This window comes from Paenibacillus humicola (genome assembly GCF_028826105.1).
GTDB lineage: Bacteria > Bacillota > Bacilli > Paenibacillales > Paenibacillaceae > Paenibacillus_Z > Paenibacillus_Z humicola.
In genome coordinates this window covers 3,231,751-3,245,411 of the sequence record NZ_JAQGPL010000001.1, presented here as the reverse complement: position 1 = coordinate 3,245,411, position 13,661 = coordinate 3,231,751, and the positions used below count along the sequence as shown (strand labels likewise).

Annotated in this window: 9 protein-coding genes and 1 pseudogene; 9 read left to right on the top strand and 1 reads right to left on the bottom strand. The window is 59.3% G+C overall.

The genetic code is table 11. The annotated features are described in order from the left end of the window. The first annotated feature begins 48 nt into the window (after positions 1–48). From PD282_RS14825 to PD282_RS14785, 9 genes are all read left to right on the top strand, one after another. Entirely contained in the window at positions 49–1,389 is a 1,341-nt protein-coding gene (locus PD282_RS14825) for an ABC transporter substrate-binding protein (RefSeq protein WP_274651435.1), read from the top strand. 129 nt (positions 1,390–1,518) lie between these two features. After that, positions 1,519–4,770: a carbohydrate-binding protein gene (locus PD282_RS14820; protein ID WP_274651434.1), complete on the top strand. Its 3,252-nt coding sequence runs from the start codon at positions 1,519–1,521 to the stop codon at positions 4,768–4,770. 129 nt (positions 4,771–4,899) lie between these two features. Next, complete coding sequence (locus tag PD282_RS14815; RefSeq protein ID WP_274651433.1) at positions 4,900–5,169, top strand: hypothetical protein; 270 nt, start codon at positions 4,900–4,902, stop codon at positions 5,167–5,169. A 342-nt stretch (positions 5,170–5,511) separates the two neighbouring features. Continuing rightward, positions 5,512–7,896, top strand: a complete 2,385-nt coding sequence (gene helD, locus PD282_RS14810; protein WP_274651432.1) for an RNA polymerase recycling motor HelD — start codon at positions 5,512–5,514, stop codon at positions 7,894–7,896. Positions 7,897–7,924: 28 nt separating this feature from the next. After that, the gene (locus PD282_RS14805; protein WP_274651431.1) at positions 7,925–8,617 is read left to right on the top strand and encodes an HAD family hydrolase; all 693 of its coding nucleotides are present in this window, start codon (positions 7,925–7,927) and stop codon (positions 8,615–8,617) included. A 131-nt stretch (positions 8,618–8,748) separates the two neighbouring features. Beyond that, the gene (locus PD282_RS14800) at positions 8,749–9,306 is read left to right on the top strand and encodes a GNAT family N-acetyltransferase (RefSeq protein WP_274651430.1); all 558 of its coding nucleotides are present in this window, start codon (positions 8,749–8,751) and stop codon (positions 9,304–9,306) included. A 586-nt stretch (positions 9,307–9,892) separates the two neighbouring features. Beyond that, entirely contained in the window at positions 9,893–11,653 is a 1,761-nt protein-coding gene (gene abc-f, locus PD282_RS14795) for a ribosomal protection-like ABC-F family protein (protein ID WP_274651429.1), read from the top strand. 121 nt (positions 11,654–11,774) lie between these two features. Beyond that, complete coding sequence (tatA, locus tag PD282_RS14790; RefSeq protein WP_274651428.1) at positions 11,775–12,020, top strand: twin-arginine translocase TatA/TatE family subunit; 246 nt, start codon at positions 11,775–11,777, stop codon at positions 12,018–12,020. Between the two features lie 57 nt (positions 12,021–12,077). After that, entirely contained in the window at positions 12,078–12,686 is a 609-nt protein-coding gene (locus PD282_RS14785; protein WP_274651427.1) for a TVP38/TMEM64 family protein, read from the top strand. 249 nt (positions 12,687–12,935) lie between these two features. Here the strand turns inward: PD282_RS14785 and PD282_RS14780 are convergent. Then, a pseudogene (locus PD282_RS14780) lies at positions 12,936–13,319 on the bottom strand (VOC family protein). Positions 13,320–13,661: the final 342 nt, after the last annotated feature.

The following is a 13,661-nucleotide window of genomic DNA, read 5'->3' as shown; positions in this document are numbered from 1 at the left end:
CGCAAGACGCCGGCACGGCAATCATGATTCCGAAGGAGGATTTTGTATATGAACAGGAGAACATACAAAAATGTAACCGCATTCATGGTAATTTTGCCCATGGCGGGCGCTTTGGTGGGATGCGGCGGCAGCGGCAGCGGCGGCGGTAATTCGAATGCGAACGCACCCGCTCCGGCCGATTCCGGCAAAGCGCAATCGGTCGAGGTGACGCTGATGACGTGGGAATCGGCGGAAATGAACAACAAAATCATGGCGTCGATGCAAAAATTCGAGCAGGACAATCCGGGCATTACGGTCAAGCTTATTCCGACGCCGCTCGACAACTACGGGGTGAAGCTGAACGGCATGATTGCGGCGAAGAAAGCGCCGGACATTTTCATGACGGGCAACGACATGGTGCTCGACAACGGCGCGCAGGGGCTGCTGTACGACTGGTCGCAGCAGGCGGGGAACGATCAGACGTTCATGAACGGCTTTTATCCCGGCGTGCTGGACAGCTGGCATATCGGCGACAAGCTGGTCGGACTGCCCGGCCTGCTGAATACGTACGGCATTTTCTACAATAAGAAGCTGTTCAAGGACGCCGGGCTGGCGGAGCCGAAAATCGGCTGGACATACGACGAGTTTTTCGCCGATATGCAGAAGCTGTCGAGCAAGAAGGGCGGCGTGCAGCAGTACGGCTACTATGCCGCGCCGGACCCGTTCAACGTTTCGCTGTATTCGGTATCCGCGGGAGGCGCTCCGTTCGCCGATTCGATTTCGAATCCGACGAAGGTGACGATCAGTCCGCAGTTCATCGAAGGCGCGGATCGATACAAGGACGCCGTCAAGAACGGGTATATGAACCCGCCGACCTACGATCTGACGAACGTTATGAGCTCATTTAAGGAAGGCAAGGTCGGCATGACGTATCAGGGGCAATGGGTGGCAGACGACTTGATTCGGACCGCTCCGAAGGATTTGGAATGGGGCTTCGTGCCGCAGCCGGTCGTGCAGAGCCAGGCGGAAATTTACGACGCCGTCGGCTGGTGCAGCCCCGCTTCGATTCAGCATCCGGACGCCGTCTGGAAGGTGCTGAAATATTTGGATTCGAGCATGTATGCGGAAGTGCTGCCGCAGACGCCGGTCGCCCCGGCGGCGTACAAAACGTCCGCAAGCGCCTATTTCGATGCGCTGAAGACGGCGGGTCATCCCGATTTGGGCGAAGCAATCGATCACATTTTAAATTCGAAAAACATTCAGCCGATTCGTTTCCTGACGACGTGGGGAGGCAAAGCCTATCCGTTCATTACGGCAACTTGGCCGAACGTCATGGGCGGCAAGGCGGACGACAGCCAGCTGAACACCATGGCGGACAAAATCAACAAGGTTATTCAGTCGGCGAAGTAAAGGGCCGGCCGAATTCCGGTTCCGCGGATAGGGGGGATGGTTGAAGCTGCAGGATTGGCTGGCGGGGGAAATAGGGACTTATACAAGCGAAATCCGTTTTTGATGCTGATGACGATGGAGGTTTATTTCATGACACGATGGATAAGAAAATCCGGGTGGCTCGCGCTGCCGATGGCGGCTGTACTAAGCTTCACGTCGCTCGCCGGTATCGGGGCGCCGAAGGCGCACGCATTCGCTTCGTCCGATGCGGACACGGCCATTAAGGCGTTCAACACGGCTTTCTGGGACGCGGGCGCGAAATTTTTCCGGGCGAATTCCGGCAGCTCCGACAATCAAGGCTTCTGGATCGAAGCGGAGCTGTGGGAGCTTGTGATGGATGCTTACGACCATACGACGGATGACGGGCTGAAGGCGAAGCTGAGAACTCAGATCGACGACATTTTCGACGGGACGGTTGCCAAATACGGCGACGATTGGACGAACAACCATTTCAACGACGACATCATGTGGTGGGCGATGGCAAGCGCGCGGGCCTATCAAATTACGAAGGAGCAGCGCTATCTGGACAAGGCGAAATATTATTTCCATTTTGTCTACGATACACAGTGGGACGATAATTTCGCCGGCGGCGGCATTTGGTGGATGAACAGCGAGCATACGACCAAGAACGCCTGCATTAACTTCCCGGCTGCCGAAGCGGCGGTTTTCCTGTACGACATTACGAAGGACGACGAATATTTGGATGCCGCCTCCAAGATTTACCGGTGGGGCAAAACGATGCTGACGGACGGGAACGGCAAAGTGTTCGACCGCATCGAACAGGAACATGGCGCCGTACCGGATGCGACGCATTATAACCAGGGCACCTTCATCGGCGCCGCGGTCGGCCTCTACCGCGTAACGGGAAATCCGGTCTACCTGAACGACGCGGTCAAAGCGGCCGCCTTCACCAAAGCGCACTTGACGGACGGCAGCGGGCTGCTTCGTTACGAGGGACCGAACGGCGACCTGAAGGGCGGCAAAACGATTTTGGTGCGCAACCTCGCTTATCTCCAGCAGGCGCTGAACCAGGAGACCGATCCCTCCTACAAAGCGTTCGCCGGCGAGCTTGACAGCTGGCTTGCGTATAATACCGATACCGCCTGGAACAATCGAAACGCGGAAAATCTCGTCGATGGGAACTGGTCGGGACAGCTGCTTGGCGGCACGTACGACTCCTGGTCGGCGGCGGCAGCCGTCGAAGCGCTCACCGTGTTAAAGCCCGGGAATGCCGCTCCTCCGCAGCAGGCTCCGGTCAGCGCTTACGATAAAATCGAAGCGGAAAATTACAGCGTCGGCTACGGGTTCGGTTTGGAGGGCAGCGCGGAAGGCACGCTGCAGCTGGCCGGTATCCAGCCCGGCTACTATGCGGTTTACCGCAGCGTCGATTTCGGCTCGGCCGGCGCCGCCGGAGTTATTGCCCGTGCGGCCAGCGCGACGGGCGGGGGCAACATCGAGATCCGGCTCGATTCGCTGGACGGTCCGCTGGCCGGAACGGTAAACGTCCAGGGGACGGGCAGCTGGAACACGTTTACGGATGCCGTTACGGCGTTTAAGGACGGCCAGGGCAATCCGGCGAAAATTACGGGGGTACACGACGTGTACCTGGTGTTTACGAAAACGAACGATACCTATTTGTTCAATTTAAACTGGTTCAAATTTACGGCGTCCGACCCGTCCCGAACCGATGCCTATGCCAGGCTGAAGGCCGGCAATTATGACGATGGGAAGGGATTCCAGGTCAACAAGGACCAAGGAGATCTGGAATCGATTCAGGACGGCGCTTATGCGATGTACAAAGGCATCGACTTCGGCGCCGGGGCGCCGGGCGTAACCGTTCATGCCGCAAGCGGCGGCGAGGGCGGCCGGGTCGAGATCCGGCTGGATGCCCCGGACGGACCGCTCGCAGGGACGATCGGCATCCCGGCGACCGGCGGGGAGGCGGACTGGCTGGAAATCATGGGAACCGTCGACGATAAGCTGGCATCCGGCGTCCATGACGTGTATCTCGTTTTTCACGGGACGGACGGCGGAGACGTTCCGTTCAAGCTGGACTGGTTCAGCTTCACGACGGTGAAGGGACAGGCGCGAGACGCTTACGGCAAGCTGGAGGCCGAAGACAGCTCCGGCGGCACCGGCTTCGGGACGGAGAACGGAGGCGGCCAGACGTACCTTGCAGGCATATACGGCCCGAATAATCCTTATGCCATGTACAACTATATCGATTTCGGAAGCACGAGCCCGGCCAAAATGTACGTGAATGCGGCGAGCGACACGGGCGGCGGCACGATCGAGGTCCGGACCGACAGCTTAAACGGCCCGTTGATCGCGACCCTACATGTTCCGGGAACCGGCGGCTGGCAAAATTTCCAGGTGTCCGCAGCGGACTTGACGGCTCCCGTCACCGGCAAGCATATTGTGTTCCTGCTGTTCAAAGGCAACGACTGGCTGTTCAACCTCGATAAATTCACGTTCGGCGATCCGGCTGTCTTTACGGCGCCTCCGGTTCAAACGGAGCCTGTCTCGGATCACGTCCCGCCGGGAGACGTCGAGAATGTGCAGGTCATTCGTACGGATGAAGGCATCCGGCTGTATTGGGACGGCCCTTACGATGTCGACGGGCAGAAAGAGCAAATCGCCCTGTTCAGCGGAGGGCGGCAGGCCGGAGACACGGCCGAAGTTGCCCGAGGCGTCCAGACGGTGATGCTGCCGGCTGACGGCATCGGGCAAGAATATTCCATTGCCATCAAGTCGGTGGACGCGTCCGGCAACGTTTCGAGCGGGATAACGGTGGATAGCAAGGAGCTGCCTTTTTTCTCGCTTACGGCGGACGGCAAGGCGATCGATAACGGCGGACAGGCGGAAGACTGGACGAAAATCACGTTTAGCGTATGGGATCATACGTCATCCTTGACGTCCGCGGTCATCACGCTTAACGGCAAGGACTATGTTCTCGATCCGCGGACAAAGCCGGGCATCGACATCGATTTGGCCGGGAATCTCGGCGATACGACGGCTGTCGCGACGTTGGCGGACGCTGCCGGAAACCGGCTGAGCAGGACGTTCGATTTTCGCATCGTCACGAGCGTCCATTCCATGCAGCAGCTCGTCTCCCGGTTTCAGGCATCCGGCGAGCTCGGTAAGGCGCTGGCTTCGCAGCTTGCCAATGCGCTGAAGCAGGCTCAGCAGCAGCTGGATATCGGTAAGCGGGATCAAGCGGGCAAGCATATGCAAGATTTCGTCAAAAGTCTGAATCGCGAAGCATTGAGCGGCCAGGCGTCCGAACGCGCCAAGACGGCGCTGAACGCCGACGCGCAGTGGCTGCTCGATTCCTGGCGGTAAGGAGAGAGCGGCTCGGGCGATAGCCTGCATGCGCCCTTCGCTTAAGGCACTCCTGCGCAATAATTGACAAGCGATCCTGAAACCCGATACAATAGCGAGAGCAAAAGTTTAACTAACGGGAGTGCAGCGATGGCGCAAAAATTTAATATTACGAAGCTTGTACTGGCGGACCGGAGCAAAGAATCGGGCTTGTATCATTTTGTGGCGACCATGTCGGACAACACGCAGTGCAGAATGATCTATACCCGGAATCCGGACTGGAAGCTGATCGACGTCAACCGTTTGCTGACGGTGCCGTGCCCGATCTGCCGGAAAGATTATTATTGCAACTGCCTGGCGCGTCATACCGACGAACTGGAACGGCAGGTTGCGGATAAACAGCTGATTCAAGAAGTTTAAATGGAAAGGCGGTCTGCAGCGAAACGCTGCAGACCGCCTTTTTCAGCTCCGGCGCAAGGTCCGGACGGACGATTCATTTATTCGGATCCAATAACGGTACATATTGTCGTGGGCGAATCAGCGGGTTTCTGTTCTTCAATCCGATCGCGATGAAGTTATCTTTTTCCTGCGGATTAAAATAACGGTTGAACACCATCAAACATTGCGGTAAAATGAAAAATAGACTTCACGCAGAAGGGAAATGGAAATCTGCGTAAATATCCAATTTAATTCTACTATAAGTGCGAGCCTGGTGTCAAGAGCGATTTTGCCCGAAAAAACAGTAGGAAAGGAATGGAAGCGATGAGTGAGGCCGATCGGGAGTGGGCCGTGGAGCAGCGGCGCGTCGACGAGGTCACGGCCGAAATCGACCGTCGTCTGAAGCATCTTGAGCTTCAAACGTCGGATGTGCGGTCGGAGATGGTGGAGATCCGCACGAACTTCTGGGAGGATGTGACGGTCAACTTCGAGGACGCGGCGGAAGCGGCCGAGACGTTCGCCAGCATGAAGCAGCAGGCGGAGCTGCTCTCCGAGCGCGAGAGGACGCACGGGCAAGCCGCGAAGCAGCTGATAACGCTCGGCAAGCTGCGCCATTCGCCCTATTTCGGACGAATCGATTTTCTCGAAGCGGGCGAACGGGAGACGGAATGCGTCTATCTCGGCATCGCCTCCCTGCGCGACCGTACCGACGAGCACTATCTGATCTACGACTGGCGGGCTCCGGTATCGAGCCTGTACTATGATTATCCCCCGGGTCCGGCCAAATACGAGACGCCGGTGGGCGAAATCGAAGGCGAGCTGCAGCTGAAGCGCCAGTTCGTCATCCGCGGCGGGCGCATCGTCAGCCTGTTCGATACGGGCGTTACGATCGGCGACGAGCTGCTGCAGGAGGTGCTCGGCAGGCAGTCCGACGCCCAGATGAGGAGCATCGTGGCGACGATTCAGCGCGAGCAGAACCGGATCATCCGCAACGAGCGCAGCCGGCTGCTGCTGGTGCAGGGCGCCGCCGGGAGCGGCAAAACGTCCGCGGCGCTGCAGCGGGTCGCGTATTTGCTGTACCGGTACCGCGGGACGCTGCGCGCCGACCAGATCGTCCTTTTCTCGCCGAACCCGATGTTCGGCAGCTATGTGTCGACGGTGCTGCCCGAGCTCGGCGAGGAAAATATGCAGCAGACGACGTTTCAGGACTATCTTGCTTTCCGCCTCGGCAGGTCGTTTCGGCTCGAGAATCCGTACGACCAGCTCGAGGCCGCACTAACCGCCCCGCAATCGGAAGAAACGGAAATCCGGCTCGAGGCGATCCGCTTCAAGTCATCGGCCGCCTTCGTCGCGCTGATCGACCGCTACCTCGCTTATTTGGGCGGCGAAGGGCTCCGGTTCCGCGATCTGAAATTCCGGGACGAAACGATCAAGGACGGAGCGGCAATCGCCGAGCATTTCTATTCGATCGACCGTTCCGTGTCGCTTCCGGGTCGCATGAAGCTGACGGCGGAGTGGCTGCTGCGGCAGCTGAAGGAGCGCGAGCGAACCGCGGTTTCCGAGCCGTGGGTCGACGAGGAAGTCGGCCTGCTCGATAAAGAGGCGTATTTAAAAGCCTATCAGACGGTGCGGCGGAACAACGGCTTCCACGAGGAATCGTTCGACGACTATGACCGCGAGCGGGAGCTGCTGGCGCGCTATGTGGCGAAGGAGCGGATGAAGCCGCTGCGCGCCCGTGTAAAAAGGCTTGCCTTCGTCGATTTGAAGGAGGTTTACCGGAAGCTGTTCGCCGATCCTTCGTTCGCCCGCGCTTTCGCCGGGGAAGAAGCGCTGCCCGCGCGGTGGGAGGCGATTTGTAAGCGAACGCTTGATCGCCTGGAGCGCGGCGAGATGGCTTATGAGGATGCGACGCCGTTTCTCTACGCGATCGAGCGGGTGCGCGGGTTTCGGACGAATACGTCCGTCCGTCATATTCTGATCGATGAAGCGCAGGATTACACGGCATTCCAGTTCGCCTTCCTGAAGCGGCTGTTTCCGCATGCCAAGGTGACCGCCCTCGGCGATCTGAACCAGTCGATTCACGCCCACCGGGCGGAAGGAGACGGGGGCTTCGGCGCGCTGGCCGCGCTGTATCCGCCCGAGGAAACGGAGACGATCATGCTGAACCGCAGCTACCGCTCAACCCGGCAAATTGTCGAGTTTACGAGCCTGCTGATCGAAGGCGGCAGCCGGATCGAGCCGTTCAACCGCAGCGGCGAAAAGCCGGCGCTCACCCGCGCGGCGGACACGCCGGAGCTGCACCGGCTGATCGAGGAGCGGATCCGAAGGCTGCTTAGCGGCGGCAGCCGGACGATTGCCGTCATCTGCAAGACGGCGCGCGAAAGCCGCTCCGCATACGAGACGCTTCGCGTCTCGATTCCGGCTTTGCGCCTCATCGAGGCCGAGACGAATACGTTCGAGCCCGGCGTCGTCGTCATTCCGTCGTATCTGGCCAAGGGCGTCGAGTTCGACGCGGTTCTGGTCTATGACGCTTCGGATCGCAGCTACGGCCTGGAGAGCGAGCGGCGGCTGTTCTATACGGTCTGCACGCGGGCAATGCATTCGCTGTGCCTGTTTGCGGCAGGCAGCTGGAGCCCGCTCATCCCGGAAGAGGCGAAGCGGCTGTGCGAAACGGTAACGGAGGCGGGAGCCGCAAAGAGTGACCGGTAACGGATATGAGAGATGGAGGGAAACGGAAATGATAAAAGCGGTTATTTTTGATTTCGACGGTCTGATCATCGACACCGAAACGTGCGAAATGAATGCATGGCGGGCGATGTATGAGGAGCACAACGCTCAGTTTCCGGAGGAGGTGCTTCTCGGGCGAATCGGTACCCGGGATGCGTTCGATCCGTTTGAAGAACTCATCGGGCGGGCTTCAGCCGCGCTCGATAAGGAGTTGCTGCGGGAGGCATTCCGCGTCCATTTACAGCGCCTGCTCGATTGCGAGCAGGCGAGACTGGGCGTCGAGGACTACCTGCGAACGGCGAGAGAGCTCGGCCTGCATATCGGGCTGGCGTCCAGCTCGAACCGGATTTGGATCGAGCCGTTTCTGGAGAGGCTTGGGCTGCGGCATTATTTCGATGCGATGCGCACCTTCGACGATGTGAAAAACGCGAAGCCGGACCCCGAGCTGTATCAGCGCGTCCTTGCCGATTTCGGCATTTTGCCGCAGGAGGCGATCGCCTTCGAGGACTCCGTGAACGGCTCGCTGGCCGCCGTGCGCGCCGGGCTCCACTGCGTGATCGTGCCGAACGCGACGACGCGGCGAATGACGTTTCCCGCCGGCGTGTTCGCTCGGCTCGACTCGATGGCCGAGCTGCCGCTTCGGGAGCTGATTCGTTCGATCGGCGACGAATCGCTTGACTCTTCCGGGGTTGCGGGCGCCTGACGTCAAACGGCGGGGTGTATTCGGGCGGTGCGAGGCAACTCGTAACGGCAGCGTTCTGCCTGCCGTTACAGTCGCCTGGGCGGCGGCTGGGAGCCGTACAGCGTTTGGATACGAAGGAGCGTGGATTTCCAATGGCAGGCGATTGCGTGTCGCTGGTAAAGCCGTCCGCCGGACTGCGGGACGGCTACATGGATTTTTACCGGGAGTGGAAGGACAGCGGCGAGGATATGGTTCCCTGGGTCATTAGCCGGGAACCGGACGATTTTGACGCGATGGTGCAATTTCTGCACGATCAGGAACGGGAGGACCATCTTCCCGGCTGGGTGCCTTCCTCCACGTATTGGCTCGCGGCCGGGCGGCGGATTGTCGGGGCGGTCAACATCCGCCACCGGCTGACGGAGAGGCTGCTGCAGAGAGGCGGCCATATCGGCTACGGGATCCGGCCCTCGGAGCGGCGAAAAGGCTACGCGACCCGGCTGCTCGCATTATCCCTGGAGGAAGCCCGGCGTCTGGGAATCGCAAGCGCCCTGATCGTCTGCGACAGCTGGAATATCGCCTCCGCAAAAACGATCCTCAATAACGGCGGCGTACCGGATGCCCATTTTACGGAAGAGAACGGAAACGTCATCAAACGGTTCTGGATTCCGCTGCAGTTTCGTACGGCTCCGGGCGAGCGTAACCGGCGTTAATGCGAGCTCGGGCGTATAATTCGCAGTCGCAAGAAGCGGCCGAGTGGCGGCCAAACCTCCGATTTCATGGCAGGGTTTGGTTTGCGGCAGCCGCTTTTTATGTTATAATGAGTGCGCTTTTATTTTGATCGTAAGAAGGAGGCCTCCAATTTAGACCGATGTGGAACTAATTCCCCTGTCGAGCATTCGAATGAACGACTGGCGAGGCTTTGCCTGCGGGCGGAGCGGAATTGGACACGTGTGTCGATTGGAGATGACTCCTTTGCGCCCGCCGAAAGCCGGCCTTTCCGTTGAAAGGGAAGCCGCTTAAGGCGAACTGCCGTTTGGTCTTTTGCCGCCATGGTGCGGTTTAAGAGGCGATCGGCCGTGTCCAGTTCCGTTTGTTTATCCGCAGCCGCAGGCCCCGAGCCTGCGGCTTTTTGGTTTTCAAGATGAAGCGCGGACCATTGCGCCTTCATTCTCCCGCCAGTCAAGGAAGGGACTTGCCGCGCTGCCGAAGGCGGGCCGTTCCTTCCGGTCGTTTTCGAATGTCATTGTCCCATGCTGCTTGATGCACGATAAAAAATAAGCGAAGCGGTGATGAACGATGACCTTGATAAGCTGTCGCGGCTTAACCAAAAGCTACGGCGATATAAACGTCCTCCGGGACGTTCGGCTGGATATCGCGGCCGGAGAGCGTGTCGGCCTCGTCGGCATGAACGGTGCCGGCAAAACGACGCTGGCCAATCTCATTTTCGGGAGCGTCCGGCCCGATGAAGGAACGATTCTGCGCGGCAGGGAAGAGCTGAAAACCGGATATTTGCTGCAGTCTACCTCCTATACGGCGGGCACGTTTCGCAAAATGGCGGTTGATGACGCTCAAGCGGGTGCTAATGGCAGGTTTCTGGAGCTGACGAGCCATCTCGGGCTGAAAAAGGTGCGGGAGTGGTCGGGGGAACGTTTTGCCGGACTAAGCGGCGGGGAGAAAACGAAGCTCGCGATCGCCCATATTTGGTCGTCGAAGCCCGATCTGCTCATCCTCGACGAGCCGACGAACCACCTCGATTTCGAGGGAGTGGAATGGCTGATCGGCGAGCTGCGAACGTTCGCAGGTGCTGCGCTGATCATTTCACACGACCGGTATTTTCTCGACCGGACGGTTAACCGCATCGTCGAGCTTGAAGGAGGCGCCTCGGTTGAATATCCCGGCAGTTATACGTTTTACCGCGAGGAGAAGGCGCGCAGGTTCGAAAGCCGGCTGCGCGAATACGAGAAGCGGATCCGATACGAACAAAAAATCGAAGCTGAAATCGACCGGCTGGACAGCTGGTCGTCCAAGGCGCACCGCGAGGCGGGCAAGACCGGCAAAATGGCTGAAATGCGGGCGGGCGTCAAGGAATTTTACCGGGGCAAGGCAAAAAAGATGGACCGGCAGATCAAATCCCGGACGAAGCGGCTGGAGAAGCTGCGGACCGAAGGGGCGGAGAAGCCGGAGGAGGAGGCGCAGGTGCGCTTTAGCTGGGACAGCCCGGACAAACGCGGGCGCCGCATCGTCCATGCCGACCGGATCGGGCAGGCGTTCGGCTCGCGCACGCTTTTCCGGGACAGCTCCTTTTCGGTTCTGCTGGGAGAGAAAATCGGACTGATCGGCAAGAACGGCTGCGGCAAAACAACCCTCCTCCGAATGATCGCCGGCACCGAAACGCCGGCTTCGGGGCAGCTGTGGGTCAGCCCCGCTGCGCGGATTGCCTGGCTTACCCAGGATGTGGGCGATCTCGATCCCCGCCGGTCCGTGCTGGAGCAGCTGCAAGAGACGCACGCGCTGCGCGGGGAAATATCCAAAGCCCGCACACTGCTGGCCAATATGGGCTTTGACGAATCGATGCTGGCGAAACCGATCGGACAGCTCAGCCTCGGGGAGCGGACGCGGGTCAAGCTGGCGGAGCTGATGCTGCTGGGGCACGACCTGCTCATGCTCGACGAACCGACGAACCATCTCGATCTCGCAAGCCGGGAACGGCTCGAGGAAACGCTGACGGAATACGACGGCACGCTGCTGGTCGTCTCCCACGACCGTTACTTGCTGGAAAAAATATGCGACAAGCTGCTGGTGTTTGGAGACGGCGCGGTTCAAAGGAGCGAGCACGGCTTCCATGCCTTTATGGAGCGGGCGGAGCGGGAGCGGGCCGCGCCGCGGGAGGACGATGCGCAGCTGCTTGCCGAGCGGCATATGCTGATCGGCAACCGCATCGCCGCCCTGCTGGGCGAGCTGAGCCTCTGTTCGCCGGGCGACGCGCTGTACGGCGCGCTCGACGCCGAGTTCCGGCAGCTGACGGAGGAGAAAAAACGGCTGCAGGAGAGGCTTTAGCCCGCGGGTCATTTCGAAGGACGGCTTCATCTTTTCGACATGAAATGTTCATGAAGAGCCGGATTCAAACCGGACGGCGTTGTGCTATGATGGAAACAAAAAGCTGCCGGAGGTAGAATCGATGTCGGATATCGGATTGCCCGGTTTCATTTTATTGATTGTCGTCGCGCTGCTGCTGTTCGGACCGAAAAAGCTGCCGGAGCTCGGCAATGCGTTCGGGCGGACCTTGCGCGAATTCCGCAAAGGTGCCAGTGAATTGATGAGCGAAGGCGAGCGCCGTCCCGAGCCCGGCCCGCGGAGCGCCGCCGCTCCAGAGCCGATCGAAGCCGTTCAGCCGACCGAGTCGAAGAAGGAGCTTCCCGAATAGGGGGCTCCTTCTTGTTTCGTATGCGCTGCAATCGCGGACAGGAGGAGGGGGAAAAGGATGAGACGCTGGCTGCTTCTGCTGCTGTATATGGCTTTGCTCTCGGTTGTCTGGCATTACAGGCACGACGTGCTGGAATGGATGAGGAGCGGACAGGCTCCCCTCTATATGTCGCTGCCGGCCGTCACGCTGCTGGCTTTTGTCCCGGTCGTGCCGTACGGTCTCGTGATCGGGCTGATGGGCCGCATGTACGGCGCGCTGGCGGGCGCACTGATCAGCTGGGCCGGAGCATGGGTGGCCGCGGTCGCGATGTACGGGCTGTTCCGTTCCGCTCTGCGCCTGAAGGGAAAGGCTTATATCGAACGGCACAAAGGCTTCGAACGGTGGACGTCGTGGATCGAGCGGCATCCGTTCGGATTCGTGCTGCTGTCCCGCCTGACTCCGGTGCTTCCGCAGGATGCGGTCAATATTTACGCGGCGGTCGCCGGAGTGCCGTTTCCCGCGTACGCTGCGGCGTCGGCGCTCGGCAAGCTGCCGGGAATGCTCGTTTTCGCGTTCATCGGGCGGCACCTTGCGGCGAACTGGCATTCGTCTCTGGCCGTTGCCGGCGTATACGCCTGCTTTCTGCTGGCCGTATACGGAACGTACCGGGTATGGGCTCGTAATTAAAGGCTTGAGGCGGAAAATGAACCTGCTTTGCGTAGATGGGACCTGCCTGCCGCGATCTGATGTCCGCCCAGGCTAACAGATCGGCCGGAGTTTCCGGCCGGTCTGTTTGACTTATGCACCTGCGATCGGCCGCTTCCGGGCTAAACGGCTTGTGATGCGAGTACGGTCCTTTTGCCGTTTCAACCGGTTAATTTTCCGAATGGGCCCGGCTTTCCCGATTTCCAGTCCGGACGGTTTGCCAAACATCGGCTATTCGTCCGGACTCGCCTCCATAAACTCCAGGCGGTTGCCGAACGGGTCATCCGCATAGAACCGGCCGATGCCTTCGTCGGCCCTGGCGTCATCGTCCCGGACAGCGATGCCGCTGTCCGCCAAATGCTCCCGAAGCGCGTTTAAACCCCGGACGCGAAAGGCCGGATGTGCTTTAACGGCGGGCACGAAATTCTTTTGCACCCCGATGTGAACCTCGTGGGCGCCGCACCGGAACCAGACGCCGCCGCGTCCCCGCAGCGGTTCGGGCTTTGGGATTTCCGCCCGCCCATGCAGCTCCCTGTAAAACGCTCTGGCTCTCGCCTCTCAGCCTTCAGGCCCCGCCAATTGAACATGGTCGATCCCGGCAAACGAAAATGCCATGCCGTCGCCTCCTTTTTTATCTCGCGAGTTAAAACCCGGTTCCATTCCCATTATATCTTCCTTGCCGCCAAAATTAGCCTTATTTATCATATCTCGACAGCTTCTCCGGTGCTGTGTCAGTTGCGGAAAGAGGTGCCGGTTTTTGCCGGGTGATATGGTTTGTCCGCGCTGAACCATCATTTCTCATACCCGTTCGTTTAGATTGAATTATAGGATTGAAAGATATATATTATATGAAGTAGTTATATTTAGATATAATTAGACTAGAATTAGAGGAGCTAAGCTGTCGGTGTCGTATGGCTACGCACAGTTGAAAACAGGCAGCCGACTGATGCCGTCTGC

Excerpts from the sequence above, each read along its gene's own strand:
- PD282_RS14825 (WP_274651435.1), top strand. The coding sequence starts at position 49 with ATGAACAGGAGAACATACAAAAATGTAACCGCATTCATGGTAATTTTG.
- PD282_RS14820 (WP_274651434.1), top strand. The coding sequence starts at position 1,519 with ATGACACGATGGATAAGAAAATCCGGGTGGCTCGCGCTGCCGATGGCG.
- PD282_RS14815 (WP_274651433.1), top strand. The coding sequence starts at position 4,900 with ATGGCGCAAAAATTTAATATTACGAAGCTTGTACTGGCGGACCGGAGC.
- helD (WP_274651432.1), top strand. The coding sequence starts at position 5,512 with ATGAGTGAGGCCGATCGGGAGTGGGCCGTGGAGCAGCGGCGCGTCGAC.
- PD282_RS14805 (WP_274651431.1), top strand. The coding sequence starts at position 7,925 with ATGATAAAAGCGGTTATTTTTGATTTCGACGGTCTGATCATCGACACC.
- PD282_RS14800 (WP_274651430.1), top strand. The coding sequence starts at position 8,749 with ATGGCAGGCGATTGCGTGTCGCTGGTAAAGCCGTCCGCCGGACTGCGG.
- abc-f (WP_274651429.1), top strand. The coding sequence starts at position 9,893 with ATGACCTTGATAAGCTGTCGCGGCTTAACCAAAAGCTACGGCGATATA.
- tatA (WP_274651428.1), top strand. The coding sequence starts at position 11,775 with ATGTCGGATATCGGATTGCCCGGTTTCATTTTATTGATTGTCGTCGCG.
- PD282_RS14785 (WP_274651427.1), top strand. The coding sequence starts at position 12,078 with ATGAGACGCTGGCTGCTTCTGCTGCTGTATATGGCTTTGCTCTCGGTT.